This is a genomic window from Billgrantia aerodenitrificans (genome assembly GCF_021404405.1).
Classification (GTDB): domain Bacteria; phylum Pseudomonadota; class Gammaproteobacteria; order Pseudomonadales; family Halomonadaceae; genus Halomonas; species Halomonas aerodenitrificans.
Map to the genome: position 1 here is coordinate 405,263 of NZ_JABFTV010000004.1, position 26,074 is coordinate 431,336.

Here is a 26,074-nt window from a genome sequence, read left to right on the forward strand (position 1 = left end):
AGCCGGATCAATCCTGGGGTGGAGTTGCTTCGTCCTGCAGAACGGCTTCCAGCAGGCGTATGCGCCGGTTGTCTGCATTGAGCACGGTGAAGCGCCAGCCGCCGAGCTCGGTATGCTCGCCGCGCCCGGGCAGGTGGCCGAAGCGCTGCATCACCAGCCCGCCGACGGTATCGAACTCATCGTCGGAGAAGCGCGTGCCGAAGCGCTCGTTGAAGTCCTCGATCGGGGTCAGTGCGCGAATGGCGTAGCGCCCCTCGCCGAGGGTGCGGATGTCGTCGTCCTCGTCGGTGTCGTGCTCGTCCTCAATGTCGCCGACGATCTGTTCGAGGATGTCCTCGATGGTGACGATCCCGGCGGTGCCGCCGTACTCGTCGACCACCACCGCCATGTGGTTGTGAGTGTCGCGAAACTCCTTGAGCAGGCTGTTGAGCCGCTTCGATTCCGGCACGAACATGGCGGGGCGCAGCACGTCCTCGAGGGAGAAGCGCTCACGCTCCTCGGCGGGACGGTTGAGCAGCTTGAGCAGATCCTTGACCAGCAGCAGACCCTTGACCTCGTCGAGGTTCTCGCCGATGACCGGATAGCGTGAATGACCGGTCTCGTTGATCAGCGCCAGGTACTCCTCGGCAGGCTGGTCCACGGCGATGGCGGCCACCTGGGAGCGCGGGATCAGCACCTCACGAACCTGCTGGTCGCTGATCTGCAGTGCGCCTTCGATGATCATCATGGCGTCCTGGTCCAGCTTGAGGCGGGTGGCCGCTTCGCGCAGGAACTCCATCAGCTCCTCCCTCGAACTGGGGCCTTCGCTGTCCCCCGAGAGGGCGCCGAGCAGTTTGTCGAGCCATGACCTTCCGCTTTGGCTGCTCGTTCGGTCTTCACTCATCGCTAGAGTCTCTCGTCCATGCTGTCGTCTTGTTGTTCGGGGTGATCCGCTGCATAGGGGTCGGCAATGCCGAGGTCCGCCAGGATGTCGCGCTCGAGCTGCTCCATCGCCTCGGCTTCCTCATCCTCGAGGTGATCGTGACCGAGCAGGTGCAGCATGCCGTGCACCACCAGATGGGCATAGTGATGTTCGAGTCGCTTGGACTGCTCGGCGGCTTCGCGTTCCACCACCGGATGGCACAGCACCAGATCGCCGAGCAGCGGCAGCGCGATGCCGGGCGGGCCATCGAAGGGAAAGGAGAGCACGTTGGTCGGCTTGTCGCGACCGCGATAGTCGCGATTCAGCGCCTGGCCTTCGTCGGCATCGACGAAGCGCACGGTTACCTCGTGGCGCGTCTCCCCCGGAAAGCGTGCCAGCACGGCGGCGACCCAGTTCTCCAGCGCTGCCTGTGCCGGCAGTTCCCGGTCGGATAGCGCAGCCTGGCGGTCGACGATGGGCGCCGGGGTCATCATCTTATGCCGTCATCCCTGTTGCGTTCACGCTCCTGACGCAGGGCCTCGCGCTCGCGTTCGCGGGCTTCGCGGCGGGCGCGCTCCTGCACTTCCTGCTCGGCCTCGAAGCTCTCGTAGGCCTCGATGATGCGCTGCACCAGCGGATGACGCACGACGTCCTTGGCGGCGAAATGCGTCACCCCGATGCCGGCGGTGCCCCTGAGCACCTCGAGCACCTGGATCAGCCCGGAGCTCTGGCCGCGGGGCAGGTCGACCTGGGTCACGTCGCCGGTGATTACCGCGGTGGAGCCGAAACCGATGCGGGTGAGGAACATCTTCATCTGCTCGCGGGTGGTGTTCTGGCTCTCGTCGAGAATGATGAAGGCGTTGTTCAGGGTGCGTCCGCGCATGTAGGCCAGCGGAGCGATCTCGATCACCTGGCGCTCGATCAGCTTGCCCACCTGCTCGAAGCCGAGCATCTCGTAGAGCGCATCGTAGAGCGGGCGCAGGTAGGGGTCGATCTTCTGGGCCAGATCGCCCGGCAGGAAACCGAGCTTCTCTCCCGCCTCCACGGCCGGACGCACCAGCAGGATGCGACGCACCTCCTGCTGGTTGAGCGCTTCCACCGCTGCGGCGACGGCCAAGTAGGTCTTGCCGGTGCCGGCCGGGCCGATGCCGAAGTTGATGTCGTGCTGGCGAATGCTCGCGACGTAGTTCTGCTGGTTCTGCCCGCGGGGCTTGATCAGGACCTTGGGCGTACGCAGTAGCACCTCGCCGTCGGCGGGACCTTCCTCTTCGTCCAGCGCTTCACGCCCTGACTCCTGCAGGAACAGGTGCACGGTATCCGGTGACAGCGGGCTGGCTTCGGCCTCGCGATAGAGGTGCTCCAGCACGTTGGCGGCGGCCTTGACCCGATGGCCGGGACCAGCCAGTTGAAAGACGTTGCCGCGGTTGCGCAGGGTGACGCCGAGGCGTGATTCGACCAGTTTGAGATGCTCGTCCCTTTGGCCGCAAAGGTTGGCGAGACGCTGTGGATCGTTGGGCTCGAGGCTCAATGTGATGATGCGGTTGGCCTGTGCGGCGTGTTGACTCAAGGTGTCGGAATCCATGCGTTGCGTGTATTGGCTCCCAGCTTAATGCCCTGCCTTTCGGCAGGGCAATGCTTTCGACTCACGTTGCCCGTCTGCGGACGGATAACATGCCTGCCTGCCCTCATTGTAGCGTCGGGGAAGCCAGTTCGCCGCGCAGTGAATTGGGCAGTGCCTCGGTGATGGTAACCTCGACGAAGTGGCCGATCAGCTCGGTGGGGTTGGCGGCGCTGAAGTTGACCACGCGGTTGTTCTCGGTACGCCCCGACAGCTGCCCGGGGTCCCTGGGTGAGAAACCGCTGACCAGGATGCGCTGCGTGGTGCCCACCATGCGCCGCGAAATCTGCATCGCCTGCTGGTTGATGCGATCCTGCAGGATCGCCAGACGCTGCTTCTTGACGCTCTCCGGGGTGTCGTCGGGCAGTGCCGCGGCCGGTGTGCCGGGCCGCGCCGAATAGACGAAGCTGAAGGAGTGGTCAAAGCCGATGCGATGGATCAGGTCCATGGTGGCCTCGAAGTCTTCCTCGGTCTCACCGGGAAAGCCGATGATGAAGTCGGAAGAGAAGCTGATGTCGGGGCGCAGCGCACGAATGCGCTCCATTTTCTCCACGTACTCCTCGACCGTGTGGCCGCGCTTCATGGCGGCGAGGATACGGTCGGAGCCGGCCTGAACCGGCAGGTGCAGGTGGCTGACCAGCTCGGGAATCTCGCCGTAGGCCTCGATCAGGCTGTCGCTGAACTCCACCGGGTGCGAGGTGGTGAAGCGAATACGGTCGATGCCCTCCACCGCCGCCACGCAGGCGATCAGCTCGGCCAGATCGATCTCGTCGCCGAGCCGGTTCTCGCCGCGGTAGGCGTTGACGTTCTGGCCCAGCAGGTTGATCTCGCGCACGCCCTGATCGGCCAGGTGGATCACCTCGTCCATCACCGCCTCGAACGGGCGCGATACCTCTTCGCCGCGGGTATAGGGCACCACGCAGAAGGTGCAGTACTTGGAGCAGCCTTCCATCACCGAGACGAAGGCGGTCGCACCGTCGGAGCTGGGCTTGGGCAGGTGGTCGAACTTCTCGATCTCGGGAAAGGTGACGTCGACCACCGAAATCTGATTGTCGCGGCGGGCATCGAGCATCGCCGGCACCCGGTGCAGGGTCTGGGGGCCGAACACCATGTCGACGTAAGGCGCGCGCTTGCGCAATGCCTCGCCTTCCTGGCTGGCCACGCAGCCGCCTACGCCGATCACCAGATCGGGGTTGGCCTCCTTGAGTTTCTTCCAGCGGCCGAGCTGGTGGAAGACCTTCTCCTGGGCCTTCTCGCGAATCGAGCAGGTATTGAGCAGGATGACGTCGGCCTCGCCTTCGTCGTCGGTCAATTCGAGCTGATGAGATTCGCCGAGTAGATCCGCCATGCGTGCGGAGTCGTACTCGTTCATCTGGCAGCCGTGGGTCTTGATGAAGAGTTTCTTCGCCATAGGATAGAGGGTCGGTCGTCCGACGCGTGCGTCACCGGTGAGTGGAGTGTCGCGGGAATAGGCCTTGTGGCCGTCCTCGAAGGTGGCGGTATTATACGGAAGCCAGCCTGATGGGGCCAGTAGGGCACCGCGGCCCGGGACGCCTGTGGTACGCTAGCCCCTTGGCGGTCCCGTAGCGGGACATCTAATTCGCGCAACCGAACGTTGAGGACAGACGGCCTTATGGCGGCCAAGCCGATCTATCGGGTGGTTTTCCACCAGCAGGGTGAAGTCTGGGAGCTCTATGCCAGGGAGATCTACCAGAGCGAACTTTGGGGTTTCATCGAGGTCGAGGAATTTGTCTTCGAGGACGGTTCGAAGCTGGTAGTCGATCCCTCGGCCGATCGCCTGCGTCACACCTTCGATGGCGTCAAGCGCAGCTATCTGCCGCTGAACGCCATCGTGCGTATCGACGAGGTCGAGCGTGAGGGACCGGCCAGGGCCGTCAAGAGCGAGGGGCGCATTGCGGAGTTTCCGCGTGGTCCGATGCTGCCGCCGAAGAGCGAGCGCTGACAACAATGAACGCAGGGAACGGCATGCCCGCGGTCTGCTCAGGAAATGACCATCCTCTCGCAGGCCAGTGCCGGGGTGCCAGACAGCCGCCTTTCCAGCGGTTTTCCCGGGGTTTATCCACAGATCCTGTGGATAGGCCAGTGAAAGAGAGATTTTGCCAAGGGTTTGTCGATGGCAGGCCCGCGGCTTTGATAGCCAGGACACCGGCATGAAGCATCGATTCAGATTTTTTCTCGCAGGCGTCGCGCTTAGCGTGTCGGCGCTGCCGCTGCATGCCCAGCAGGCGGAAGACAACGCGCGTTGGGTTTCCGATGAGTTGACTACCTACGTGCGCAGCGGCCCGACCGACGGCTATCGCATCGTCGGTACCCTGACGGCCGGCGAGCCAGTTACTTTGCTCGAAACCAGCGGCAACTACAGCCGAGTCGAAAACGGTGACGGCAGTCGTGTATGGATACTGAGCAACGAGCTGCAGTCGTCGCCGAGTGCGAGCTACCAGTTGCCGCGCCTGGAAGCGCAGGTGGCAGAGCTCGAGGCTGAGCTGGGCGGCATCAACGAGACCTGGGAGAACCGGGTCTCGGCCATGACCGAAACCCTCGACGTGCGCGAGCAGCGCATCGCCGAGCTGGAAGCGCGTAACCGCGAGCTCGACAGCGAGGCTGACCGCTCGCGTAGTACCATCCGCCAGCTCCAGGCACGTCTGGACACCCAGGAAGAGGACCTGCTGATGCGCTACTTCATGTACGGCGGTGGTGTGGCCGGGGCTGGTCTGCTGGTCGGGTTGATCGTTCCCCACCTGCCGCGCAAGCGGCGCAAGCGCGACCGCTGGTTCTGATGACGAGGCATGGACGATGACGCGTGAATGGCTCGACCGCTGGCGCGAGGGTCGTATCGGCTTTCATCGCCACGACACGCATCCGGCGCTGTTGCGCCACTGGCCAAGGCTGAAGATACGCGCGGGCACCAAGGTGCTGGTACCGCTGTGTGGCAAGAGCCTGGACATGCGCTGGCTGGCCAATCGCGACCACCCCGTGCTGGGCATCGAGCTGTCCCGGGAGGCGATCGAGCAGTTCGTCGACGAGGGTACCGGCGAGGTGTCTCGTTACCAGCAGGGGCCGTTTGCGATTTGCCGTCAGGGCAGCGTGGAGCTGTGGTGCGGCGACTTCTTCCATTTTCATATCGATCAGGCGGCCGAGATCGGTGCCTTCTATGATCGTGCCGCGCTGATCGCTCTGCCGCCCGCTACCCGCCAACGCTACGCTTTTCATCTCGCGCAGCTGATTCCGCCCGGCATGCGCGGGCTGCTGATCTCGCTGTCGCGCGCACCGGGAGACGAAAGCGCCGGTCCGCCCTATCACGTGCCGGCCGATGAGGTTCGCGAACTGTTCGAGCCCAATTTTCAGGTCGCTCACCTGGAAGATGGCGAGCCGGAAGCGGGCAGTGGGTTTCGCGAGAGCGTGTGGGCGCTCACCCGGCGCGGGCCTTTGACTTGAGTGGCAATCGTGGGTGGTATCAAACGTCAAAGGGCCGTCCGGTGGGCGGCCCTTTCGCATGGTGCGGCTGGGCATGATGTGGCCTGAGGCCAAGAGGCTCAGCGGGCCAGCAGCTGGGCCAGCTCCGGATCGCTGAAGGCGCGATCCAGAGCGTCGCCGATCAGGTCGTTGAGCATGCGGCGGTTGGCGTCACGCCCCGGACGCACCGCGTAGCTCTGGGTGCGGCGAGCGGTGTAGGTGCCGGTGTAGGTGGTGCCCTGGTTGGTCACTTTGACCTCGAGTACCGCTTCCATCCGTGCTTCATCGATGACCGGGCGGTTCTCGCCACGCTCGTAGCCGAGGTGCAGCATCGTGACCGTCAGGCCCGGGCGACCGCTACCCGGCTCGCTGGTCGGTGAAAAGCCCATGTCGCGAACGGCCCGCTCTGCCTCGCGCTGCAGGTTCGGTATCAGCTCGTGGGCGCTGACGGTAATCACTGCCGTAGACATGGCGCTGCCGGTGCGAGTGCCGATCACATCGCTGTCGCGCTCGTCCACGGCGGCTACCGTTACGGCCTGGCCGCTGCCTGTCTGGGGAACGGCGGTGCTGCGCTGTGGGTTCAACTGGAGGTAATGGGGGCTGGCGCAGCCGGTCAGCAGGGCGGTGGCCAACAGAACGGCTGCGGCACACAAGGCATTACGTCGATTCATTCTCGCTCCCGGATTCGTCTTGCGGGGCCAGGGGGTGGCCCGAGCTTGGCCGTGCGTGAAGCGTATAAGAGTGCTCGCTTCAGTCACTTGCGCAGTATATCGCCAGCGCGTTGCGGGCAACAGCGTTGCGCCAGGCGTAGGCATTACGGTTACACTCTGTTTTTCACTCGACGATGATCGAGCTTTTCGCCTCTCAGGAGAGGAAGATACTGCATGATACGCCCTGCCACGACCGAGGACATTCCGCAGCTCGTCGACATCTGGCTGCGTGCCTCGCTGCTGGCCCATGACTTCATCCCCGCCGGGTTCTGGCGCGAACGCGCCGAAGACATGGCGAACCTCTACCTGCCCGGTGCGGAGACCTACGTGCTCGAGGCCGCCGGGCGCGCCGTGGGATTTGCCGCACTCAACGACGAACACCTCGAGGCGCTGTTCATCGATCCTGAGCTGCAGAGCTTCGGTCACGGCACCCACCTGATGGCCCATGCCATGAGCAAGCGGGAGCGGATTACCCTGTGCGTCTATTCACGTAACGTGCGTGCCGTCTCCTTCTATCACCGCCTGGGCTTCAAGATTCTCGAGGAGCGCACGGAGCCGCTCAGCGGTGAGAAGGAGACGCTCATGGTCTGGTCGCGGACGCCAAGCGAGGCCGACTGATGCCCCTCAGCTCACCGTTTCGGGGGTGGGGGCGGTCTGCTGGGTGCGCTCATCGGGAAATCGATGCCAGCGCCGGGGAATGGCGTACAGACGCGTGCCGCGGGTGAGATGGAGCCTTTCGTAATCGGCGTGGCTCACCGTGGCCAGCCAGGGTTCGCCCAGCCAGTCCGCCTCCAGCTCCACACGCACTTCGGCTCCCACCGGCGAGATAGCGGTCACGCACACCGGCAGGTGGGCGTGCTGCGTAGCGCTGGGTGCGAGTTCCAGCTCGTGGGGGCGCAGCAGCAGCTCTTCGGGACCATCCTCGAGGTCCACGGCCAGACTGGCGTCACCGCAGGTCAGCACACCGTCGCGCACCGTGCCTTCGAGGTGATTGACGTCGCCCAGGAACTCGAACACGAAGCGGTTGGCCGGATGACGATAGAGTTCGTCGGGGGTGTCGATCTGCTCGATGCGACCGTTGCTCATCACCACCACGCGGTCGGAGAGCTCCAGCGCCTCTTCCTGGTCGTGGGTGACGAACAGGCTGGTGAAGTTGAGCTCGTCGTGCAGGTGGCGCAGCCAGCGGCGCAGCTCCTGGCGCACCTTGGCATCCAGCGCGCCGAAGGGTTCGTCGAGCAGCAGCACGTCGGGGCGCAGGGCCAGGGCACGCGCCAGCGAGACCCGCTGCTGCTGACCGCCGGAGAGCTGGGCGGGGTAGCGGTGGGCCATGTGCTCGAGCTTGACCATCTCCAGCAGGCGATGCACCCGGCTGCGGATCTCGCCGCTCGAAGGGCGGCTCTTGCGCGGCATCACCGTGAGACCGAAGGCCACGTTGTCGAACACCGTCATGTGTCGGAACAGCGCGTAGTGCTGAAAGACGAAGCCGATACGCCGGTCGCGCACGTGCAGATGGGTCACGTCGCGCTCGCCGAACAGAATGCGGGCGCCGGCGACGTTATCCGCCGTCTCCAGTCCGGCAATGATGCGCAACAGCGTGGTCTTGCCGGAACCGGACGGACCCAGCAGGCCGACCAGCTCGCCTTCGGCGATGTCCAGATCGATCGGCTCCAGCGCCTGGGTCCTGCCGAAGTGCTTGCCGATCTCGTGAAGGCGGATGCTCATGGGTGAACCTCCCGGCGCGCAGCGCGCCATTCCAGGCCGGCCTTGGCGACCAGCGTGAGCAGGGCGATCAACGCCAGCAGCGATGCGCTGGCGAAGGCGCCCACGGTATTGTAGTCCTGATAGAGCTGCTCCAGGTGCAGCGGCAGGGTGTTGGTCTGGCCGCGGATGGCGCCGGAAACCACGGAGACGGCGCCGAACTCGCCGACCGCCCGGGCGTTGGTCAGGATCACGCCGTAGAGCAGCGCCCAGCGGATGTTGGGCAGCGTGACCCGGCGGAAGATCGTCCAGCCCGGGGCGCCCAAGGTCACGGCGGCCTCTTCCTCGCGGGAGCCCTGGGCCTGCATCAGCGGGATCAGCTCGCGGGCAACGAACGGGCAGGTGACGAAGATGGTCACCAGCAGGATGCCGGGCCAGGCGAACATCAACTGGATGTCGTGGCCGTCGAGCCAACTGCCCAGCCAGCCGGTGCGGCCATAGAGCAGCAGGTAGACCAGCCCCGCCACCACCGGAGAGACGGCGAAGGGGATGTCGATCAGGGTCTGCAGGATGCGCCGCCCCGGGAAGCGGAAGCGGGTCACCAGCCAGGCCAGCGCCACGCCGAACACCAGGCACACCGGAATCGTCAGCACGGCGATGAACAGGGTCAGCTGAATTGCCGCCAGGGTGTAGTGGTTGGTGACGTTGGCCCAGAACACGTCGATGCCCCGGGCGAAGGCCTGGGCGAAGATCGCCACCAGCGGCAGCAGTAGGAACAGGGCCGCCAGTACCACGGCGGCGCCGATCAGCAGGCGCCTAACGGCGACGCCATCTCCGATTCGTTGCATCAGCCGTGTCCTCCATGCAGGCGCTTGATGAAGCGGCCCTGCCAGATGTTGATGGCGAGCAGCAGGGCCAGCGAGACGAACAGCACCACCGAGGCGATGGCCGAGGCGCCGGCGTAGTCGTACTCCTGCAGGCGCACGAAGATCATCAGTGCGGTGATCTCGGTCTCGTAGGGCATGTTGCCGGCGATGAAGATGATCGCGCCGAATTCACCCAGCGAGCGCACGAAGGCAAGCCCGGTGCCGGTCACCAGGGCCGGCCACAGGTGCGGCAGGATCACGCGGCGAAAGCCGGTGAAGTCCGAGGCGCCGAGGGTCAGCGCGGCCTCGTCCATTTCATTGGGCATGTCCTCCAGCACCGGCTGCACCGTGCGCACCACGAAGGGAATGCTGGTGAAGGACATGGCCAGGGCGATGCCCACCCAGGTGTAGGCCACCTGCAGCCCGAGCGGTTCGAGCAGTTGCCCCATCCAGCCGTTGCTGGAGTAGAGCGTGGCCAGCGTGATGCCGGCCACGGCGGTGGGCAGGGCGAAGGGCAGGTCCATCAGCGCATCGAGCAGGCGCTTGCCGGGGAAGGTGTAGCGCACCAGTACCCAGGCCAGCAGCAGGCCGAAGGCGGCGTTGACGATGGCTGCCACGGCGGCGGCTCCAATGGTCACCACGTAGCTTGCCACCACCCGCTCGTTGGTGATGATGGCCCAGTACTCGGCCAGGCTGAGCCCCGCCAACTGGCCGAACAGGCCGGTCATGGGCAGCAACAGCATCAGCGAGACGAAGGTCAGGCTGATGCCGAGCGACAAACCGAAGCCCGGCAGCACCCGCTTGGGGGTGCTGCCGAGGCCGATGGCGAAGGAACGACTACTCATCGTGTCTCGCTTGCGTCGGGCATGTCAGGCGCCGTCGCTATCAGCGGCGGCGTTGCAGCTGGTCGAGCAACCCGCCGCTACCGAAATGGGTTTCCATCGCTTCTTCCCAGCTGCCGGCAATGTCTTCTACCAGCAGCAACTCGGTCTCGGGGAAGTGATCGGCGAACTCTTCGACGACCGTCTCGTGATGCACGCGATAGTTGAAGCCGGCCAACTGACGCTGGGCCTCTTCGCTGTAGAGGTACTCCACATAGGCTTTGGCCAGGTCGAGATTGCCGTTACGCTCGGCGTTGGGCTCGACCACCGCCACCGGGAACTCGGCCAGGATGCTGACCGGCGGCACGATCACTTCGTAGTCTTCCTCGCCGTACTCCTGGCGAATGTTGTTGACCTCGGACTCGAAGCTGATCAGCACGTCGCCCAGACCACGCTCGATGAAGCTGGTGGTGGCGCCGCGACCGCCGGTGTCGAACACTGCCACGTTGCGCAGGAAGGTGCGCATGAAGTCGTGGATCTGCTCTTCATCGCCGTCGAACTGCTGCTGAGCGAAGCCCCAGGCGGCCAGGTAGGTGTAGCGGCCGTTACCCGAGGTCTTGGGATTGGGGAAGACCATGCGCACGTCTTCACGCACCAGATCGTCCCAGCTCTCGATGCCCTTGGGGTTGTCCTTGCGCACCAGGAAGGCGGTGGTGGAGTAGTAGGGCGAGGCGTTGTTGGGCAACTGCTCCTGCCAGTCCTCGGCCACCAGGCCGGCATCGGCCAGCACCTGCACGTCGGTCACCTGGTTGTAGGTCACCACGTCGGCACGCAGACCCTGCAGAATGGCACGGGCCTGAGCCGAGGAGCCGCCATGGGACTGCTGAATGCCGATCTCTTCACCGTGCTCCGCCTGCCAGTGGTTGCGGAACTCAGGGTTGATCGCGGCGAACAGCTCGCGGGCGATGTCGTAGGAGGAGTTGAGGATCTCGCGCTCGGCAGCCACCGCTGGCGCTGCCAGGCCAAGACCCAGGGCAGCGGCGATCAGGGTGCGGCGAAGAGAGGGAAGTCGCATGGGACGTCTCCGGCAAAGGGAACTTGGTAGCAAGAGTATGGCCGACTAAGTGGAATTACAATCCGTGTTTTTATTCTATTTTTCTATAAGCTTCATTGGCGGTGCCTGTCGGGTGCCTGTCGGGTGCCCGGCGGTCGGGGCAGTCTGTTAATATGACGCCTCTTTCCCGTGCGATGGCTGTTATTCCCATGAGCGACATGAACCGCGACTTCCTGATTGCCCCCTCCATCCTCTCCGCCGATTTCGCCCGGCTGGGCGAGGAAGTCGACCGGGTCCTGGCCGCTGGGGCGGACATCGTCCACTTCGATGTGATGGACAACCATTACGTGCCCAATCTGACCATCGGCCCCATGGTGTGCGAGGCGCTGCGCAAGCACGGCGTCACCGCCCCCATCGACGCCCACCTGATGGTCAAGCCGGTGGATCGTCTGATCGGCGACTTCATCGATGCCGGGGCAAGCTACATTACCTTCCACCCGGAGGCATCCGAGCATATCGATCGCTCGCTGCAGCTGATCCGCAGCGGCGGCTGCAAGGCCGGCCTGGTGTTCAACCCGGCAACGCCTCTGTCCTACCTCGATTACGTGATGGACAAGGTCGACATGATCCTGCTGATGAGCGTCAACCCCGGCTTCGGCGGGCAGGCCTTCATCCCGGGCACGCTGGACAAGCTGCGCGAGGCGCGCCGTCGTATCGACGCCTCGGGCCGTGACATTCGCCTCGAGATCGACGGCGGGGTGAAGGTCGACAATATCGCCGAAATCGCCCGGGCCGGTGCCGATACCTTCGTTGCCGGTTCGGCGGTCTTCGGTGCCGGCCGCGATGGCGACCCCAACCATTACGACAGCGTCATCCGCGCCTTCCGCGAGCAGTTGGCGACGGTATAGCCAGCGCGTGATGAACGATCCGTCGCCTGTTACGTGGTACCTCTACATGGTCGAAACCCGACAAGGGGTGCTTTATACCGGCATCACCACCGACGTCGAGCGGCGCCTGGCGCAGCATGAGGCCGGGCGGGGCGCCAAGGCCCTGCGCGGGCGCGGGCCGCTGGCACTGGTGCATCATGAACCGGTGGGCAGCCGCGGCGAAGCGCTACGCCTCGAGGCCGAGATCAAGCGTCTCTCGGCAGCGCGCAAGAGAAGCTGGTTGCAAGACCGGCAGGGCCAAGAGGAGTTGCCATGCACCCCATCCTGAACGACATACGCCTGATCAGCTTCGACCTGGACGGCACCCTGGTGGACTCCGTGCCCGACCTGGCGGTGGCCGTGGATGCCAGCCTGGCCGAGCTGGGGCTGCCCGTCGCCGGCGAGGCGCGGGTGCGCGACTGGGTGGGCAACGGCTCGCTGAAGTTGATGGAGCGGGCACTGACCTTCGCCCGGCACGCGTCCCCCGACGAGGTGCTGCTGGCGCGGGCTCACGAGGCCTTTCTCGCACACTACGGGCGCGACCCCGGCTCACGCACGCGGCTCTATCCCGGCGTGCGCGAAGCGCTGGATGCTTTGCGGGACGGCGACAGGATCCTGACGCTGGTCACCAACAAGCCGTTCGCGTTCATCCTCCCGATCCTGGCGCAGTTCGGGCTCGAAGCTCACTTCGCGCTATGCCTGGGTGGCGACAGCCTGCCGCAGAAGAAGCCCTACCCGGCACCGCTGCTGCACGTGGCGGCGCAATTCGGCCTGCCGCCCTCGGCCTGTCTGATGGTGGGCGACTCCCGTCACGACGTTGCCGCCGGTCAGGCCGCCGGCTTCCGCACCCTGGCCGTGCCCTATGGTTACAACCATGGCGAACCGGTGCACGATAGCCGCCCGGATGCGCTGGTTGATTCACTGGCGGAACTCGTTTAGGGTGATTTTCGATCCTTATCAATGACCTCGGAATCCTTCCGTTTGCCTATTCCTGCGGGAAACGCTTCGATGGACAGCATGATGCTGCATGACGACTCCTTAACCCGTGGTTGCCTGCGTCGGGCAGCTGACACGACGGTGCTATTTTCTGCCCAGCCCGCCGCTTGGCGATGGTGAAGCTCGCTGAAGCATCACCCTGATTCACCATCCGTCACCGTCATATCTCGAGGGCTCCGTCATGATGACTCCCGAACGTTTCCTTGCGCTGGCCGAGGCCGGTTACAACCGCATTCCGGTCACCCGCGAGGTGCTGGCCGATCTCGATACGCCGCTGTCGACCTATCTCAAGCTGGCCGACGAGCCCTGGACCTTCCTGCTGGAATCGGTGCAGGGCGGCGAAAAGTGGGGACGCTACTCGATCATCGGCCTGCCTTCTCACGAGCGCATCGAAGTGCGCGGCTTCACTGTCAGCCACGTACGCCAGGGCGAATGCATCGAGCGTGTGGAGGTGGAGGATCCGCTGGCCTGGATCGAGGAGTTCCAGGGGCGTTTCCGGGTGCCCAACCTCGATGACCAGCCGCGCTTCGACGGCGGTCTGGTGGGTTACTTCGGCTACGACACCATTCGCTACATCGAACCGCGTCTCAGAGGCGTGGAGAAACCCGATCCGCTGGGCGTGCCCGACATTCTGCTGATGGTGTGCGACGAGCTGGTGGTGTTCGATAACCTCTCGGGCCGGCTGACGCTGTGGACCCATGCCGACCCCGCCGCTGCGGATGCCTTTGCCACGGCGGTGGCGCGCCTCGAGGGCCTGGAGCGGCGCCTGCGCAGCGCAGGTGTCCAAGCCGCCAGTCCCGGCACCGGACGCAGCGCGGTGGAAGAGGGACACTTCACCTCGGGCTTCACCGAGGCCGGTTTCAAGGCGGCGGTGGAGAAGATCAAGGAGTACGTGCTGGCCGGCGACGTCATGCAGTGCGTCCCTTCGCAGCGCATGTCGATTCCCTATCGTGCCTCGCCGCTGGACCTGTACCGCGCGCTGCGCAGCCTCAACCCCTCGCCCTACATGTTCTTCTTCAACCTGGACGACCACCATGTGGTGGGCTCCTCTCCGGAGATTCTCACCCGGCTGGAGGAGGGCGAGGTCACGGTACGGCCCATCGCCGGCACCCGGGTGCGCGGCAAGACCGAGGAGGAGGACCGGGCACTCGAGGCCGAGCTGCTGGCCGATCCCAAGGAGATCGCCGAACACCTCATGCTGATCGACCTGGGGCGCAACGACGTGGGGCGCATCAGCGAGACGGGGTCGGTACAGGTGACCGATCAGATGGCAGTGGAGCGCTACTCTCACGTGATGCACATCGTTTCCAACGTCACCGGACGCCTGAAGCCGGGCCTCAGCGCCATGGACGTGCTGCGCGCCACCTTCCCGGCGGGCACGCTTTCGGGGGCACCCAAGATCCGCGCCATGGAAATCATCGACGAGCTGGAGCCGGTCAAGCGCGGCATCTATTCCGGCGCGGTAGGGTATCTTTCCTGGCACGGCAACATGGACACCGCCATCGCCATTCGTACCGCGGTGATCAAGGATGGTGAGCTACACGTGCAGGCCGGGGCCGGCGTGGTGGCCGATTCCGTGCCCGAGCTGGAGTGGCAGGAGACGCTCAACAAGGGGCGCGCCATCTTCCGTGCCGTGGCCATGGCCGAGAAGGGCTTGGATAACCTCTAGGCTAGAACTTTCTTGAATTCTCTACGCTTGGCCATACGGCAAACGGCGCCCCTTCGTAGCAGGGGCGCCGTTTGCGAACTGAGACGAGAGATGCCTTATGCGTCCTCGGTGTCGTCCCGCTCTACCTCTTCGTTCTTTTCCACATCTTCACCTTCTGCCGACTCCTCACCCTCTACCGCGTCGGCTTCGGCGTTGCTCTCTTCGGCTTCGCCCAGCGTCAGAGCGGTGCGGATCAGCTTGGCGTTGTGACGCATCATGGCAACGTAGTTGGTGGCATCGCCATCGGGTTCGCTGAGGGAGTCGACATACAGCGGGCCGGCAATCGGCAGCTCCGTGTCGGCGGCGATGCTGCGAATGTAGCGGTCCGAGAGTGTGCTTTCCCAGAACAGGGCGCCTGGCTGGGCCTGCTCGATCAAGTCGACGATGCGCATGACCTGCTGGGGCGAGCCCTCGGTTTCGGCATTGCTGCCCCACACGCCGTCATGACGAAAGCCGTAGGCATCGGCGAAATAGACGAAAGCCGCTTCCGTGGTGATCAGCAAGCGTTGCTCCTCGGGAATCGGCGCGAGTATCTCGCCGATCTCTTCGTGTAGTCGAGCGAGGGTTTCCCTGGCAGCGGCGGCGCGCGCCTGGAAGTTGTCGGCGGCCTCGGGGTGGAGCTCGCTGAGCTGGTCGGCAATCACCTTCATGTAGGCTGCCACGGCGCGCGGGTCCATCCACAGGTGCGGGTCGGGCTCGCCGGTGTATTCACCCGTGACGATGGGTTGAGTCGGGTATTCCGTGGCTTCCGCCACCGGCACCAGCGGTGCCCGGTTGCCCACCGTGGCGTAAACCTGGCGCATCCACTGCTCGAGCTGGTAGCCGTTGTAGAAGACGAGGTCGGCATCCTCCAGGGCAATGAAATTGTTGGGTGTCAGCTCCCACTCATGGACTTCGGCCCCTACCGGGGTTAGCACCACCAGTTCGATATCGTTACCGCCGACTTTGTTGACCAGGTCGCCAAGAATCGAGAAGCTGGCGACCACTTTGGGATTGGCTGCCGCTGCCGTAACGCTGCCGACCATGGCGGCTAGAGGCAGGGTCAGCCAGATACAGGCACGGCGGGTAAAGCGCATCGTCAATCTCCTTTTCGCGGTAGCGCACTGCCCGATGATAGAGACTGGGAGGTACGCTGGCCAGCCGCGACTGTCCTGGCCGCTGATGAACGCGCCGGCCGGGGGCATCTTGCGTTGACAGCTCGGCTGCCTGGGCGGCACTATTGCGTCATGAACGCAAACGCCTATATGCCGAATTCGATCCAGTGGTGGCGCTCCTGAGCGAGGGGCGGCGCGCTGACGACTGAACGAAATGCCGCCGTCGGGCGGCTTTTTTGTGTCCGCAGCAGAACTGCATGGCCGGCCGCGCACGACGAAACATTGAAAAGATTCGCTGGAACAGGACCTTCTCGCCATGTCCGTGCTGATGATAGACAACTATGACAGCTTCACCTTCAACGTGGTGCAGTATCTTGGCGAACTTGGTGCCGAGGTGGCCACCTATCGCAACGACGCCATCACCCTGGAGCAGATGGAAGCGCTGGCGCCGAGCCATCTGGTGATCTCGCCCGGTCCTTGCACCCCCAACGAGGCGGGCATCTCGCTGGCTGCCATTCAACACTTCGCCGGTCGTTTGCCGATCCTCGGCATCTGCCTCGGCCATCAGGCGATCGGTCAGGTCTACGGTGGCAAGGTGGTACGCGCCCCGCAGGTGATGCACGGCAAGACCTCACGCATCCGCCATAATGGTCTTGGTGTCTTCACCGGCCTCGAGGATCCGCTGGAGGTCACGCGCTACCATTCACTGGTCGTGGAAGCCGACACGCTGCCCGAGTGCCTCGAGGTGACCTCCTGGACCGACGATGACGACGTGACCCCCGGTCTGATCATGGGGCTGCGTCACCGTGAGCTGGATATCGAAGGCGTGCAGTTCCACCCGGAGTCGATTCTGACGCGTCAGGGGCATGAGCTGCTGGCCAATTTTCTCAAGCGCCGCTGAGCCGCCCGTATAGAGGAGTGCCTGCCCATGCAGATGCGAGACGCCATTGCCGCGGTGATGCGCCGTGAAAACCTTAGTTTCGACCAGACCCATGCCGTCATGCAGCAGATCATGACCGGCGAGGCCAGCGATGCGCAGATCGGCGGTTTTCTGGTCGGTCTGGCGATGAAGGGGGAGACGGCCGAGGAGATCGGTGCCGCCGCCCAGGTGATGCGCGAGCTGATGAAGCGTGTCCACCTTCAGCGCAGCGAGAACGTGGTGGACATCGTCGGTACCGGCGGCGACGGCGCCAACCTGTTCAACGTCTCGACCGCTTCCAGCTTCGTTGCTGCGGCTGCCGGCGCCCAGGTGGCCAAGCACGGCAATCGCAGCGTTTCATCCTCTTCGGGCAGCGCCGATCTGTTCGACATGGCGGGCATTCATCTCGACCTCCGGCCGGAGCAGGTGGCGCGCTGCATCGAGCACGTCGGTGTAGGCTTCATGTTCGCCCCCAACCATCATCCCGCCATGCGCTTTGCCATTGGCCCGCGGCGCGAGATGGGAGTGCGTACCCTGTTCAACATTCTCGGGCCGTTGACCAACCCCGCCGGTGCGCCGAACCAGGTGCTGGGGGTCTATTCCGCCGAGCTGGTGCCGCTGATGGCCGAAGTGCTGCGTCAGCTCGGCAGCCGCCACGTCATGGTGGTTCACGCCGAGGACGGACTCGACGAGATCTCCCTGGCTGCGCCGACCCAGGTCGCCGAGCTCAAGGACGGCGAGATTCGTCGTTACACCGTCACGCCCGAGGACTTCGGCATCGAGCGGCAGGCACTGAGCCCCTTGAAGGTGGTCAGCGCCGAAGACAGCTTGCGGCTTGTGCGTGAGGCGCTGGTGGGCGAGGGGCCGGCGGCCGACATCGTCTCCCTCAACGCCGGAGCGGCCCTCTACTGTGCCGGTATCGCCGATACGTTGAAGGAAGGCGTGATGATGGCCCAGGACGCCCAGGCCTCCAAGCTGCCGCTGGAAAAGATGAAGGAGCTTGCCGACTTCACCCGCGTGCTGGTTTCCTGAGCCGTGACCTGCAGCGCAGCCACGGCCAGCCAAGCGCAGCAAACACCAGAGGGGTCGCCATACGGCGTCCCCTCTCGTTTTTGGCCTTCTCGTTTTTGGCTATGCGTTTCTGGCTATGGCTTCACCGTTATTCGGGTCAAAAGCGATAGGTGGCGCTGAGGCGGAAATCACGGCCGGGGTCGGGCAGGCCGTGAGCAACGTCGCCGGCATCGCCGTAGCTGGCGTGATCGAAGTACTGTTTGTCGAAGACGTTGTTGACTCGCAGCGACAGCGTCAACTGATCACCGACCAGCGGATGCCAGCTGGCATAGATGTCGTTGACGCCATAGCCGGCCTTCTCTGGGTAACCATCGGCCACCTTGGTCAGTCGCTCCGCAAAGCGTCCCGTCCAGCCGAGATCGATATCGTCAGTGGCCTGGAAGTTCACGTTGGCCACCCAGGTATCGCCGATGCTGGTGCCAATGGCCATATCATCGTCGCTGAGCGGTACACCTTCGAGCTCGGGCCTGGCACGGCTGTAGGCGAGCGAGGCCTCCAGGCGATCCCAGTCGTAGCCGATCCGGGCGTTGAAGCCACGGGTCTTGAGCTCGCCCAGATTGCCAAGTACGGCAGGCGTGACCTGACCCACCACGTCGTCGATGCGCGTCTCGAACACTTCCGCCGCCAGATAGAGGTTGCCGTAGCGATAGGTGGCGCCCAGCTCGACGTTCTCGGCGACTTCTTCCTTGCGATCCTCCGCATTGCGATAATAGTCGAGCACGAACAGCTCCTTGACCTGGGTGCCACGAATGGCGCGCGCCCAGCCGCCATGCAAGGTCAGCTGTTCGGTGGCGTCGAAGCGCAGGCCCAGGTTGGGGCTCCAGCCGGATTCGCTGAAGGAGTTGCCGGTCAGGTGCTCGTCCAGCTCGAACCAATCATGACGCGCACCGGCACTGAGCCGCAGGCGCTCGGTCAACTGATAGTGGTTCTGCAGGTAAAGGCCTACCACGCTACCTTCTTCGCGGTCGGTACCGTACAGAGGACTGCGCAGGCGGGCCTCGTCCTTGCGGTAGTCGACACCGTAAGTCAGGGTGAGGTCGCCGACCTGGCTGTGGTTGCGCAGGTCGCCGCCGTGGCTCTGCATGGCGCCGATATAGTCGCCGAAGGGGCCATTAATGTGCTCCAGAGATGCCTCGGTGTGATATAGCGTCAGGTCCAGATCGAGCCAGTCATTTTTGCTCGAGGTGAAGCCGTAGTTCCCGGTCACCGTCTCGCGCACCACTTCCTGGTCGATGGGGGCGTTGCGTGCGCTGGGAATCCAGTGGGGGCGATGCAGGCGATAGGCTTCGTCCTCGCTGCGCTCGTAGCTCAACCGGAGCCGCTGCTCATCGGTGAGCTGCCCCACCAGCTTGGCGAAGCCGGTGAACCTCTCGCTGCCCGTGTAGGGCTGAGTGTTGCCGTCGGCATCCTTGTAGTCGCCGTGATCGGTCTGGGTCAGCATGGCCAGGCCGCTCCAGTTATCGGTGAGTCTGCCGTAGAGCGAAGCGGAGGCCCGGTAGCCATCGGTGTTGCTGAAATAGCCACCTTTCAGCAGTGCGCCGAAGCTCTGGCCTGGACGCAGCAGATCCTCAGGGTCCTTGGTCACGAAGCGAATGGCGCCACCCAGCGCGCCGGGACCGTTGGTCGCCTCCCCGGCGCCGGCGACGATATCGACCTGCTTGAGCAGCTCCGGCTCGACCACCAGGCGGCCCTGGTGATGGAACAGATACCCGGACTGAGTGGCTCCGTCCACGGTAACGTTGAGCATGGTGTCTTCCAGCCCACGCACGTAGACCTTTTGAGCGGCCGGCGCCCCGCCCCCTACGGCGACGTCGGGCATGTCGGCAAAGATATCCTGCAGCTCGGAAGCTTGGCGACGCTCGAGCGCCTCTGCGCTGACGCTCTGGCCGCTCTCGCTGACACGTTCCCCGGTGATCTGCAGAGTGTCGAGCTGTTGAGGACCGTTTTGGGCCAGTACGGCGGGACTGGCGCTGACAAGAGCAATAGCCAGCCACAAGGGATTGAGCGGCCAGGCGTTGCCGCGGGTAGATAGAGATATCATAGAATGATCCGAGCTCCTTTGAGTGATAAGTATTCTTATTTGGAGCGCATTCTTTGTTAGCCGCTATGAAAAGTGAATTGCTTTTACAATTGTTACCTCCTGTACCTCATGCCCGCCTCGAGCGGGCTTCAGGAAACCAGAGCGTCATTCTCAGACCACCCCCGCTGCGGTTCGCGGCGCGAATCCAACCGCCCGCCGCTTCGATCTGTCGGCGCGCCAGGGCCAAGCCCAGGCCGTGGCCATCCGGCCGGTCGTCACGGGCCTGAACGGTGCGGTAGAAGGGCGTGAAAATCAGCTCCAATTGGTCGTCGGCCACGCCAGGTCCCTCATCGTCGATAGTGAGCCGGTAGCCGTCGCCGTCTGGCTGCAGCGTCACCCGGACGTGACCGCCACCTGGGGTATAGAGGCAGGCATTGCGGATCACGTTCTCGATTGCCTGTGCCAGGGCCCGCTGGCTGCTGCCGCTGATCTCCGCCTGGTCGGGCAGCGAGCTTTCGATGACGTGCGCCGGATATTCATACCGGGCATCTTCGCTGATGCTGTCGAGTAGGTCGGTGAGGTCCAGGTTGTCGTGATCGAGACTTGGCTGCTCGTTTTCCAGCCAAGCCAGCGTAAGGGCATCTTCCACCAAGCTGCGCATCACACGACATTCACGGCGGATGCGAGGCAGGAAGTCTTGCGTGTCGATGCCCTCCTCCGCGCAGCTTACCGCCATGTCGATTCGGGTCAGCGGAGTGCGCAGTTCATGGGAGAGGTCGGCGATCAGCTGGCGCTGGGTGAGGATGAGGTCGCCGGTACGCTCGGCCATGCGGTCGAAGGTTTCGGCCAGAGCGGTGAGTTCGTCGCTGCGGTTACCGAGCAGAGGGCGTACCCGAACTCCCAGGTTGCCTTCGCTGAAGGCCCGAGTGGCCAACTCCAACTGACGTAATGGCCCCATCAAGTAGTGATAGATCACCGATGCGAGCAGCATCAGCACGGCGAGCGGCAAGGCTACCTTGAGTAGCAGCTTGACCTCGGGCAGGTAGGTGCCGGGGCGCATGCGCTGAGGCAGGGTCACCAGAAAATGAGTGTGGCCATCGGCGAACGTGAGATCCATGATCGGGTTCTCTGTGAAGTAGAGGTGAATCTTCCACTCCACGTTGCGCCCCAATCGAAACCCCTCCTGGAACTGTGCCGACAGAGTACTTCCCGCCAAAGGCTGGACATCGGAGCGCACCACGGCGGCCCAGGTGTTCTCGCGAGCCTGTAGCTCCGCGAGCCAGTCGGCCAGAGCCTGCTCGTCGCCGGCATAGTAGAGCTGCTCGGCTGTGGTGCCCCAATGTTTCAAGGTTTGCTGATGCTGCGCGGCGATGAAACTCATCTTCTGCTCGGTTTCGTCGCCCAGGAAAGTGACCACCCAGACCAGAACCAGAGTACCAAGCGCCAGGGGCCCGCACAGCTTCCAGAACAGGCGCCTAGTCACAGGAAGCAGTATCCCTTGCCGTGCACCGTCTGCAGGCGGTCGGCGGCCATTCCCGCCATGGTCAGTTTGCGACGTACCCGGCTCAGATGCATGTCGAGACTGCGGTCGTAGCGGCTAAACTCGCGCTCCAGCACCAACTGGTACAGATAGGGTTTGCTCAGCACCTCGCCCTGGTGGAGCGCCAGTGACCAGAGTAGACGGAACTGGATGGGAGTCAGAGCGATGGGAACACCATTGTGACGAACGTCCAGGTTGCCTCGGTCGAGCTTGAGCGAGCCCAGCGTTAGCTCGTTGGGGTCGCCACGCTGATCGGTATTGCCCAGGGTACGTCGGAGCAGGGCGTCGATACGCAACATGAGTTCGGTGAAGCCAAATGGCTTGGGCACGTAATCGTCGGCGCCACGACGGTAGCCAAGGATGCGTTCTTCTTCTGCGCCGCAGGCGGTGAGCATCATGACGGGCGTCTGGCGCGTCTTGCGCAGCCTGTCGAGCACGTCAAAGCCATTCAGCTTTGGCAGCAAGACGTCCAGCAGTATCAGGTCGAAGTGTTGGCCAAGGGCGGAGAGCAGTGCGACTTCACCCTCATAGCATTGGCAGGTCCGGTATCCCTTGCTCTCCAGGAGGCTGGCGATCTGCCCGTTGAGCGTTTGGTCGTCCTCGACCACCAGGATATGCGGCCGGCGTGGTGCGGCTGAGGCCATTGGCCCTACACTCCATGTGTATACGATAATCGTTATCGTATGCCGTGAAAGTGCAAATGACAATATGTCTCATATTGGCGGCAATAAGGGGTCAGTCTCTGTCAGCCGCTGAAGCTGGTAGAGCCACCAGACTCAGGACTCTGTCTTCAAGCAGGCAGACCATGCCGGTGACCTCGCGGCCGACTGTCCAGCCGTTGCCCAGGTCTTCCAGCAGACGCAGGCGAACGGGGCCGATGCCATGCCAGGCCATGAGTTCAGCGGCGGGAAAGTGGAACATGCGGCCCACCAGTGGGTAGAGCGCCTTGAACAGGCTCTCCTTGAGGGAGAAGGTGGTGCTGACCATCAGCCCCACGCTCGACGGCGGCAGCGCTCGCATGCGGACGATCTCTTCGGCGGTCAGTACCCTTGTTGCGAGCCGGCGGGCCTGCTCCTCGTTCAGCAACCGCTCGGCATCGAGACCGACACCCTGATAGGTCTGGCGATGGGCGACCAGTGCCGCTGCCCAGCCGTCGCTGTGAGTGATGGCGCCCACACAGCCTGCGGGCCAGCATGGTGAGCGATCCTCGTTCATGCTTGGGGTTGCGTCCCTGCCATCCAGCAGGCGCAGGGCACGGCGTGCGCACAGCCGCCCGGCAACGTATTCCGCCCGCCGTTTGGCAATGGCGCCATGCAAGCGGGGCGGGAGCGCGATGCTACCCCGTTCAAAGGGAAGGGGCCCAACGTTCGGCTCATCGAAGCGGTCTGGATCGAAACGTGCCGCCACCAGGCGAGCACCCGGAAGGGACGAGGCCCAGGGCCAGTCGCTGGTGAAAGGGCCGACAAAAGGGTCGATCAAAGAAGAGGAGCTGTCCATGGGCGAATTCTTGCATGGGCCACTGGCTGGCGTCATGTATCCTGACGCTTCGAGCCGGAGAGAGGCGGGCGATACGCCGACTTTGGGTAGCCTCGCGTTCCATGTCGAACCGCAGGTAGGTAATATGGGTCGCTCACCGGCTTCAACCGCGGCCAGCGCCGCCCGTACCGAGACAGCACCATGAGCCCAACCAAGGACGCCCCGACCATTCTCACCCGCATCCTGGCCCGCAAGGACGAGGAAGTGGCAGAGCGCAGCCGCGCCGTGTCCGAAGCCGAGCTGCTGACCTTGGCCGAGCGGCAGAGCGCTCCCCGCGGTTTCATCGCGGCTCTCGATCAGAACATCGCCGAGGGTGATCCGGCAGTGATCGCAGAGATCAAGAAGGCCTCGCCCTCCAAGGGCGTGATCCGTGAGAACTTCCAGCCGGCCGAGATTGCGGCGAGCTATGCTGCCGGCGGTGCTGCCTGTCTCTCGGTGCTGACCGACGCCGACTTCTTCCAGGGCCATGAGGACTTCCTCATCGCTGCGCGTGAGGCGTGCGAGCTGCCAGTAATCCGCAAGGACTTCATCGTGCATGGCTATCAGGTCAGCGAGGCGCGCGCCATCGGAGCCGACTGCATCCTGCTGATCGTTGCCGCGCTGGAAGATGCCCAAATGGCCGATCTCTACCAGCAGGCAACGGCGCTGGGCATGGACGTGCTGGTCGAGGTGCACGACGCCCTGGAGCTCGAGCGCGCGCTCAAACTGGGCATCGGCCTGGTGGGCATCAACAACCGCAACCTGCACACCTTCGAGACCCGCCTGGAAACCACCCTGGAGCTGCTGCCGCGTATTCCCGCCGGGGTCACGGTGGTCACGGAGTCCGGCATTCACACCCAGGCCGACGTGCTGCGCATGCGCGAGCACGACGTACATGGTTTCCTGGTCGGCGAGGCTTTCATGCGCGAGCAGGAGCCGGGTGAAGCGCTGCGGCGACTGTTCTACTGAGCGGGTTGAAATCAGGGACCAGAAGGGCAGCCGCGTTGGCTGCCTTTTTTCGTCGGCAGAATAATAACGAGTGTTCTAATGTGTTTATGTGCAGTCAGGCACATCAGGAGCCCTCATGTTTGACCACGTCAAGTTTGGTGTCAGCGACTATGTAGCAAGCAAGGCTTTCTTCCTTAAAGCTCTCGAGCCGCTCGGGGTAATAGGGGGTGCGGAAGGTGAGCCGTCATACGGCATCGAACTCTGCGGTAAGGGAGACGCCTCGCTGTGCCTGTACCAGGCAAGACAGAAGCCTGCCCCTCTTCATATCGCGTTCCATGCTGACACTCGACAGCAGGTCGATGACTTCTATCATGCGGCCTTGAAGGCCGGAGGCAAGGACAACGGTGCTCCTGGTCTGCGTCCGAACTATCATGCGAATTACTATGCTGCCTTCGTCATCGGTCCGGATGGGCACAACATCGAAGCGGTGTGCCATGAGCCCGTGTCTCCTTCCTTTTGTTCTTCCCATGTTAGGTGAATGCAATAGCAGCAGTGGAAGATAGCCTAAGCGCGATGGAAAAGTGCATGAAACCGATCATACAAGAAGAGATATCCGGCTGCGGTATTGCCGCGAGCGCTGCCATCGCCGGCATCACATACGCCGAGGCCAAGAGGAAGGCTAACTCTCTGGGTATATATGCCGAGGACCCGACACTATGGTCGAGTACCGAGCATGTTCGCAGGCTTCTGCGCGAACTCAATGTTTCAGTCGGCCCAAAGACAATACCTTTTGAGGCATGGGAGCAGCTTCCAGACAAGGCGCTTCTGGCGATCAAGTGGCGGATGGAGAAGGGAAAGCCATTCTGGCACTGGGTCGTTTTTTTCAGGGCTGGGGGCAATGCGATCGTGCTTGATTCAAAGAAAAGCTTGAAATCCAATGTTCGAAGAGACTTCGGACGCATGAAGCCCAAGTGGTATATCGCAGTGGCCAACTGACGCTGGGTAGCAGTGTGTGGCCTCCTTAAGAAAGGAAAAAAGCAGGGAAAGCGATGAACCAAGACGAAATCAAGGCATTGTTCGATCAGCAGGCTTCCAGCTACGACGCGCAGTGGGCGAAGACGTTGCCGATACGGAGTTGCCTGCACATGTTGCTGAATGCGGCCTTTGCCGAGCTACCCGAAAGTGCTCACTTGCTTTGTGTCGGGGTAGGAACGGGAGCGGAGCTGTCTCACCTTGCTCATAACCATCCCACTTGGAAGTTCACTGCCGTAGAGCCCTCTGGTGCGATGCTGGATATCTGCCGGGAACAGGCAGAAACGGAGGGCTTCTCGGGGCGCTGTCAATTTCACGAGGGCTATCTGGAATCGCTTCCTGGCGCCCAGGTATTCGATGCTGCGACCTGCTTGCTGGTGTCGCAGTTCATTCTCGACCAGCAGGCGCGTTCCGACTTCTTCCACCAAATAGCCCGCAGACTCAAGCCGGGTGGTCTTCTCGCCAGCTCTGATTTGGCCTCGGATGTGGCATCACCCGAGTATGAGGTGTTGCTGCGCGCCTGGATGAACATGATGGCGCAGGCGGATATTACCCCCGAGGGGATAGCGCGCATGCGCAAGGCCTATGCCAACGACGTCGGCGTCCTTCCGCCAAGCAAGGTGGCCGCCATCATCGAAGCCGGAGGCTTCGAGCCGCCCGTGCAGTTCTTCCAGGCCGGCCTGATTCACGCCTGGCTGTCGAAGCGCACCGATAGTAGTGCCATCCATGGGTCAAGGAGGTGATATGAGCACTTCTAAATATCTTGTCGTCACTCCTCATGTGAGCGAATTTCCCGCCCCCATTATTTTCAAAAAGGGGGCCTTTCTCACCGTTGGCGAAAAATACGAGGGAAAGGCGGACTGGGAGAACTGGTTTTTTTGCAGCGCACCAGGGCAGGAGCCAGGCTGGGTGCCTGGCCAGATCATTGAATTTCTGGATGGCTCGACCGGGCGTGCGCTCGATGACTATACGGCGAGAGAGCTCAATGTAGAGCAAGGAGAGTTGCTGGTCGGCAAGAGGGAGCTGAATGGCTGGCTATGGTGTGAGAAAGCTGACGATACGGAACCGGGCTGGGTGCCGCTAGAAAACCTGAAGAAAGTCGATGATTGAAGGGGGACGTGGCGATGCCATTTTCGGAGGCTGAAAGAACGGCTTTGCTGTCG

At 63.4% G+C, this 26,074-nt stretch carries 29 protein-coding genes; 15 read left to right on the plus strand and 14 right to left on the minus strand.

Features of this window, described 5'->3' with window-relative positions; all coding sequences use genetic code 11:
• Nucleotides 1–7: 7 nt before the first annotated feature.
• The 4 genes from HOP59_RS10200 to miaB all read right to left on the minus strand — a co-directional run bounded on the left by HOP59_RS10200 (nt 8) and on the right by miaB (nt 3,930).
• Nucleotides 8–883 (minus strand): HlyC/CorC family transporter, encoded by an 876-nt coding sequence (locus HOP59_RS10200; RefSeq protein ID WP_035590543.1) that lies wholly within the window; start codon nt 881–883, stop codon nt 8–10.
• 2 nt (nt 884–885) lie between these two features.
• On the minus strand, nt 886–1,395 hold the full coding sequence (gene ybeY, locus HOP59_RS10205) for an rRNA maturation RNase YbeY (protein WP_010627365.1): 510 nt from the start codon (nt 1,393–1,395) through the stop codon (nt 886–888).
• Nucleotides 1,392–2,468 carry a PhoH family protein gene (locus HOP59_RS10210; RefSeq protein WP_026037985.1) on the minus strand — a complete coding sequence of 359 codons (1,077 nt, stop codon included), beginning with the start codon at nt 2,466–2,468 and terminating at the stop codon, nt 1,392–1,394. The genes ybeY and HOP59_RS10210 overlap by 4 nt, the downstream gene beginning before the upstream one ends.
• 118 nt (nt 2,469–2,586) lie before the next feature.
• Nucleotides 2,587–3,930 carry a tRNA (N6-isopentenyl adenosine(37)-C2)-methylthiotransferase MiaB gene (gene miaB / locus HOP59_RS10215; RefSeq protein WP_234253895.1) on the minus strand — a complete coding sequence of 448 codons (1,344 nt, stop codon included), beginning with the start codon at nt 3,928–3,930 and terminating at the stop codon, nt 2,587–2,589.
• Between the two features lie 222 nt (nt 3,931–4,152).
• Here miaB and HOP59_RS10220 point away from each other — a divergent pair, with 222 nt between their 5' ends.
• The 3 genes from HOP59_RS10220 (at nt 4,153) to HOP59_RS10230 (ending at nt 5,975) form a co-directional block, all read left to right on the plus strand.
• A complete protein-coding gene (locus HOP59_RS10220; protein ID WP_010627368.1) occupies nt 4,153–4,482 on the plus strand; it encodes a DUF1820 family protein in 330 nt (109 codons plus the stop codon).
• A gap of 208 nt (nt 4,483–4,690) precedes the next feature.
• Nucleotides 4,691–5,317: a TIGR04211 family SH3 domain-containing protein gene (locus HOP59_RS10225; protein ID WP_010627369.1), complete on the plus strand. Its 627-nt coding sequence runs from the start codon at nt 4,691–4,693 to the stop codon at nt 5,315–5,317.
• Between the two features lie 16 nt (nt 5,318–5,333).
• The gene (locus HOP59_RS10230) at nt 5,334–5,975 is read left to right on the plus strand and encodes a thiopurine S-methyltransferase (RefSeq protein WP_010627370.1); all 642 of its coding nucleotides are present in this window, start codon (nt 5,334–5,336) and stop codon (nt 5,973–5,975) included.
• Nucleotides 5,976–6,073: 98 nt separating this feature from the next.
• Here HOP59_RS10230 and HOP59_RS10235 read toward each other — a convergent pair whose 3' ends face one another.
• The gene (locus HOP59_RS10235) at nt 6,074–6,664 is read right to left on the minus strand and encodes a YajG family lipoprotein (RefSeq protein WP_010627371.1); all 591 of its coding nucleotides are present in this window, start codon (nt 6,662–6,664) and stop codon (nt 6,074–6,076) included.
• Nucleotides 6,665–6,877: 213 nt separating this feature from the next.
• Here HOP59_RS10235 and HOP59_RS10240 point away from each other — a divergent pair, with 213 nt between their 5' ends.
• Nucleotides 6,878–7,321: a GNAT family N-acetyltransferase gene (locus HOP59_RS10240; RefSeq protein ID WP_010627372.1), complete on the plus strand. Its 444-nt coding sequence runs from the start codon at nt 6,878–6,880 to the stop codon at nt 7,319–7,321.
• A gap of 6 nt (nt 7,322–7,327) precedes the next feature.
• On the opposite strand, the gene HOP59_RS10245 is transcribed toward HOP59_RS10240, so the two are convergent.
• From HOP59_RS10245 to cysP, 4 genes are read right to left on the minus strand one after another with little or no spacing between them, the layout of a single operon-like run.
• Nucleotides 7,328–8,425: a sulfate/molybdate ABC transporter ATP-binding protein gene (locus HOP59_RS10245; protein ID WP_234253896.1), complete on the minus strand. Its 1,098-nt coding sequence runs from the start codon at nt 8,423–8,425 to the stop codon at nt 7,328–7,330.
• Nucleotides 8,422–9,249, minus strand: coding sequence for a sulfate ABC transporter permease subunit CysW (cysW, locus tag HOP59_RS10250; RefSeq protein ID WP_234253897.1), 828 nt, complete (start codon nt 9,247–9,249; stop codon nt 8,422–8,424). Before cysW ends, HOP59_RS10245 begins: the two co-directional genes overlap by 4 nt.
• Nucleotides 9,249–10,112, minus strand: coding sequence for a sulfate ABC transporter permease subunit CysT (gene cysT / locus HOP59_RS10255; protein ID WP_234253898.1), 864 nt, complete (start codon nt 10,110–10,112; stop codon nt 9,249–9,251). Before cysT ends, cysW begins: the two co-directional genes overlap by 1 nt.
• A gap of 40 nt (nt 10,113–10,152) precedes the next feature.
• A complete protein-coding gene (cysP, locus tag HOP59_RS10260) occupies nt 10,153–11,163 on the minus strand; it encodes a thiosulfate ABC transporter substrate-binding protein CysP (RefSeq protein WP_234253899.1) in 1,011 nt (336 codons plus the stop codon).
• Nucleotides 11,164–11,351: 188 nt separating this feature from the next.
• On the opposite strand from cysP, the gene rpe reads away from it, so the two are divergent.
• The 4 genes from rpe (at nt 11,352) to trpE (ending at nt 14,733) form a co-directional block, all read left to right on the plus strand.
• On the plus strand, nt 11,352–12,050 hold the full coding sequence (gene rpe, locus HOP59_RS10265; protein ID WP_234253900.1) for a ribulose-phosphate 3-epimerase: 699 nt from the start codon (nt 11,352–11,354) through the stop codon (nt 12,048–12,050).
• A gap of 46 nt (nt 12,051–12,096) precedes the next feature.
• Entirely contained in the window at nt 12,097–12,357 is a 261-nt protein-coding gene (locus tag HOP59_RS10270; protein WP_234253901.1) for a GIY-YIG nuclease family protein, read from the plus strand.
• A complete protein-coding gene (locus HOP59_RS10275; RefSeq protein WP_234253902.1) occupies nt 12,342–13,007 on the plus strand; it encodes a phosphoglycolate phosphatase in 666 nt (221 codons plus the stop codon). Before HOP59_RS10270 ends, HOP59_RS10275 begins: the two co-directional genes overlap by 16 nt.
• A 241-nt stretch (nt 13,008–13,248) precedes the next feature.
• The gene (gene trpE, locus HOP59_RS10280) at nt 13,249–14,733 is read left to right on the plus strand and encodes an anthranilate synthase component I (protein ID WP_010627382.1); all 1,485 of its coding nucleotides are present in this window, start codon (nt 13,249–13,251) and stop codon (nt 14,731–14,733) included.
• A gap of 95 nt (nt 14,734–14,828) precedes the next feature.
• On the opposite strand, the gene HOP59_RS10285 is transcribed toward trpE, so the two are convergent.
• A complete protein-coding gene (locus tag HOP59_RS10285) occupies nt 14,829–15,848 on the minus strand; it encodes a metal ABC transporter solute-binding protein, Zn/Mn family (RefSeq protein WP_010627383.1) in 1,020 nt (339 codons plus the stop codon).
• A gap of 334 nt (nt 15,849–16,182) precedes the next feature.
• Here HOP59_RS10285 and HOP59_RS10290 point away from each other — a divergent pair, with 334 nt between their 5' ends.
• Both HOP59_RS10290 and trpD read left to right on the plus strand, forming a co-directional pair.
• Nucleotides 16,183–16,767 carry an anthranilate synthase component II gene (locus HOP59_RS10290; RefSeq protein ID WP_234253903.1) on the plus strand — a complete coding sequence of 195 codons (585 nt, stop codon included), beginning with the start codon at nt 16,183–16,185 and terminating at the stop codon, nt 16,765–16,767.
• A gap of 27 nt (nt 16,768–16,794) precedes the next feature.
• Nucleotides 16,795–17,817, plus strand: a complete 1,023-nt coding sequence (trpD, locus tag HOP59_RS10295; protein ID WP_010627385.1) for an anthranilate phosphoribosyltransferase — start codon at nt 16,795–16,797, stop codon at nt 17,815–17,817.
• Nucleotides 17,818–17,953: 136 nt separating this feature from the next.
• Here trpD and HOP59_RS10300 read toward each other — a convergent pair whose 3' ends face one another.
• From HOP59_RS10300 to HOP59_RS10315, 4 genes are all read right to left on the minus strand, one after another.
• A complete protein-coding gene (locus tag HOP59_RS10300) occupies nt 17,954–19,897 on the minus strand; it encodes a TonB-dependent receptor domain-containing protein (protein WP_234253904.1) in 1,944 nt (647 codons plus the stop codon).
• Nucleotides 19,898–20,003: 106 nt separating this feature from the next.
• Complete coding sequence (locus HOP59_RS10305) at nt 20,004–21,359, minus strand: sensor histidine kinase (protein ID WP_234253905.1); 1,356 nt, start codon at nt 21,357–21,359, stop codon at nt 20,004–20,006.
• Nucleotides 21,356–22,060, minus strand: a complete 705-nt coding sequence (locus HOP59_RS10310; protein WP_234253906.1) for a response regulator transcription factor — start codon at nt 22,058–22,060, stop codon at nt 21,356–21,358. Before HOP59_RS10310 ends, HOP59_RS10305 begins: the two co-directional genes overlap by 4 nt.
• Nucleotides 22,061–22,151: 91 nt before the next feature.
• Nucleotides 22,152–22,949, minus strand: coding sequence for a 4'-phosphopantetheinyl transferase family protein (locus HOP59_RS10315; protein ID WP_338073328.1), 798 nt, complete (start codon nt 22,947–22,949; stop codon nt 22,152–22,154).
• Between the two features lie 144 nt (nt 22,950–23,093).
• Here HOP59_RS10315 and trpC point away from each other — a divergent pair, with 144 nt between their 5' ends.
• The 5 genes from trpC (at nt 23,094) to HOP59_RS10340 (ending at nt 26,021) form a co-directional block, all read left to right on the plus strand.
• Nucleotides 23,094–23,900 carry an indole-3-glycerol phosphate synthase TrpC gene (gene trpC / locus HOP59_RS10320; RefSeq protein ID WP_234253907.1) on the plus strand — a complete coding sequence of 269 codons (807 nt, stop codon included), beginning with the start codon at nt 23,094–23,096 and terminating at the stop codon, nt 23,898–23,900.
• Between the two features lie 115 nt (nt 23,901–24,015).
• The gene (locus HOP59_RS10325) at nt 24,016–24,417 is read left to right on the plus strand and encodes a VOC family protein (RefSeq protein WP_234253908.1); all 402 of its coding nucleotides are present in this window, start codon (nt 24,016–24,018) and stop codon (nt 24,415–24,417) included.
• Between the two features lie 47 nt (nt 24,418–24,464).
• Nucleotides 24,465–24,875, plus strand: coding sequence for a hypothetical protein (locus tag HOP59_RS10330; protein ID WP_234253909.1), 411 nt, complete (start codon nt 24,465–24,467; stop codon nt 24,873–24,875).
• A 53-nt stretch (nt 24,876–24,928) separates the two neighbouring features.
• Nucleotides 24,929–25,654: a class I SAM-dependent methyltransferase gene (locus tag HOP59_RS10335; RefSeq protein ID WP_234253910.1), complete on the plus strand. Its 726-nt coding sequence runs from the start codon at nt 24,929–24,931 to the stop codon at nt 25,652–25,654.
• 1 nt (nt 25,655) lies between these two features.
• Nucleotides 25,656–26,021 (plus strand): SH3 domain-containing protein, encoded by a 366-nt coding sequence (locus HOP59_RS10340; protein WP_234253911.1) that lies wholly within the window; start codon nt 25,656–25,658, stop codon nt 26,019–26,021.
• Nucleotides 26,022–26,074: the final 53 nt, after the last annotated feature.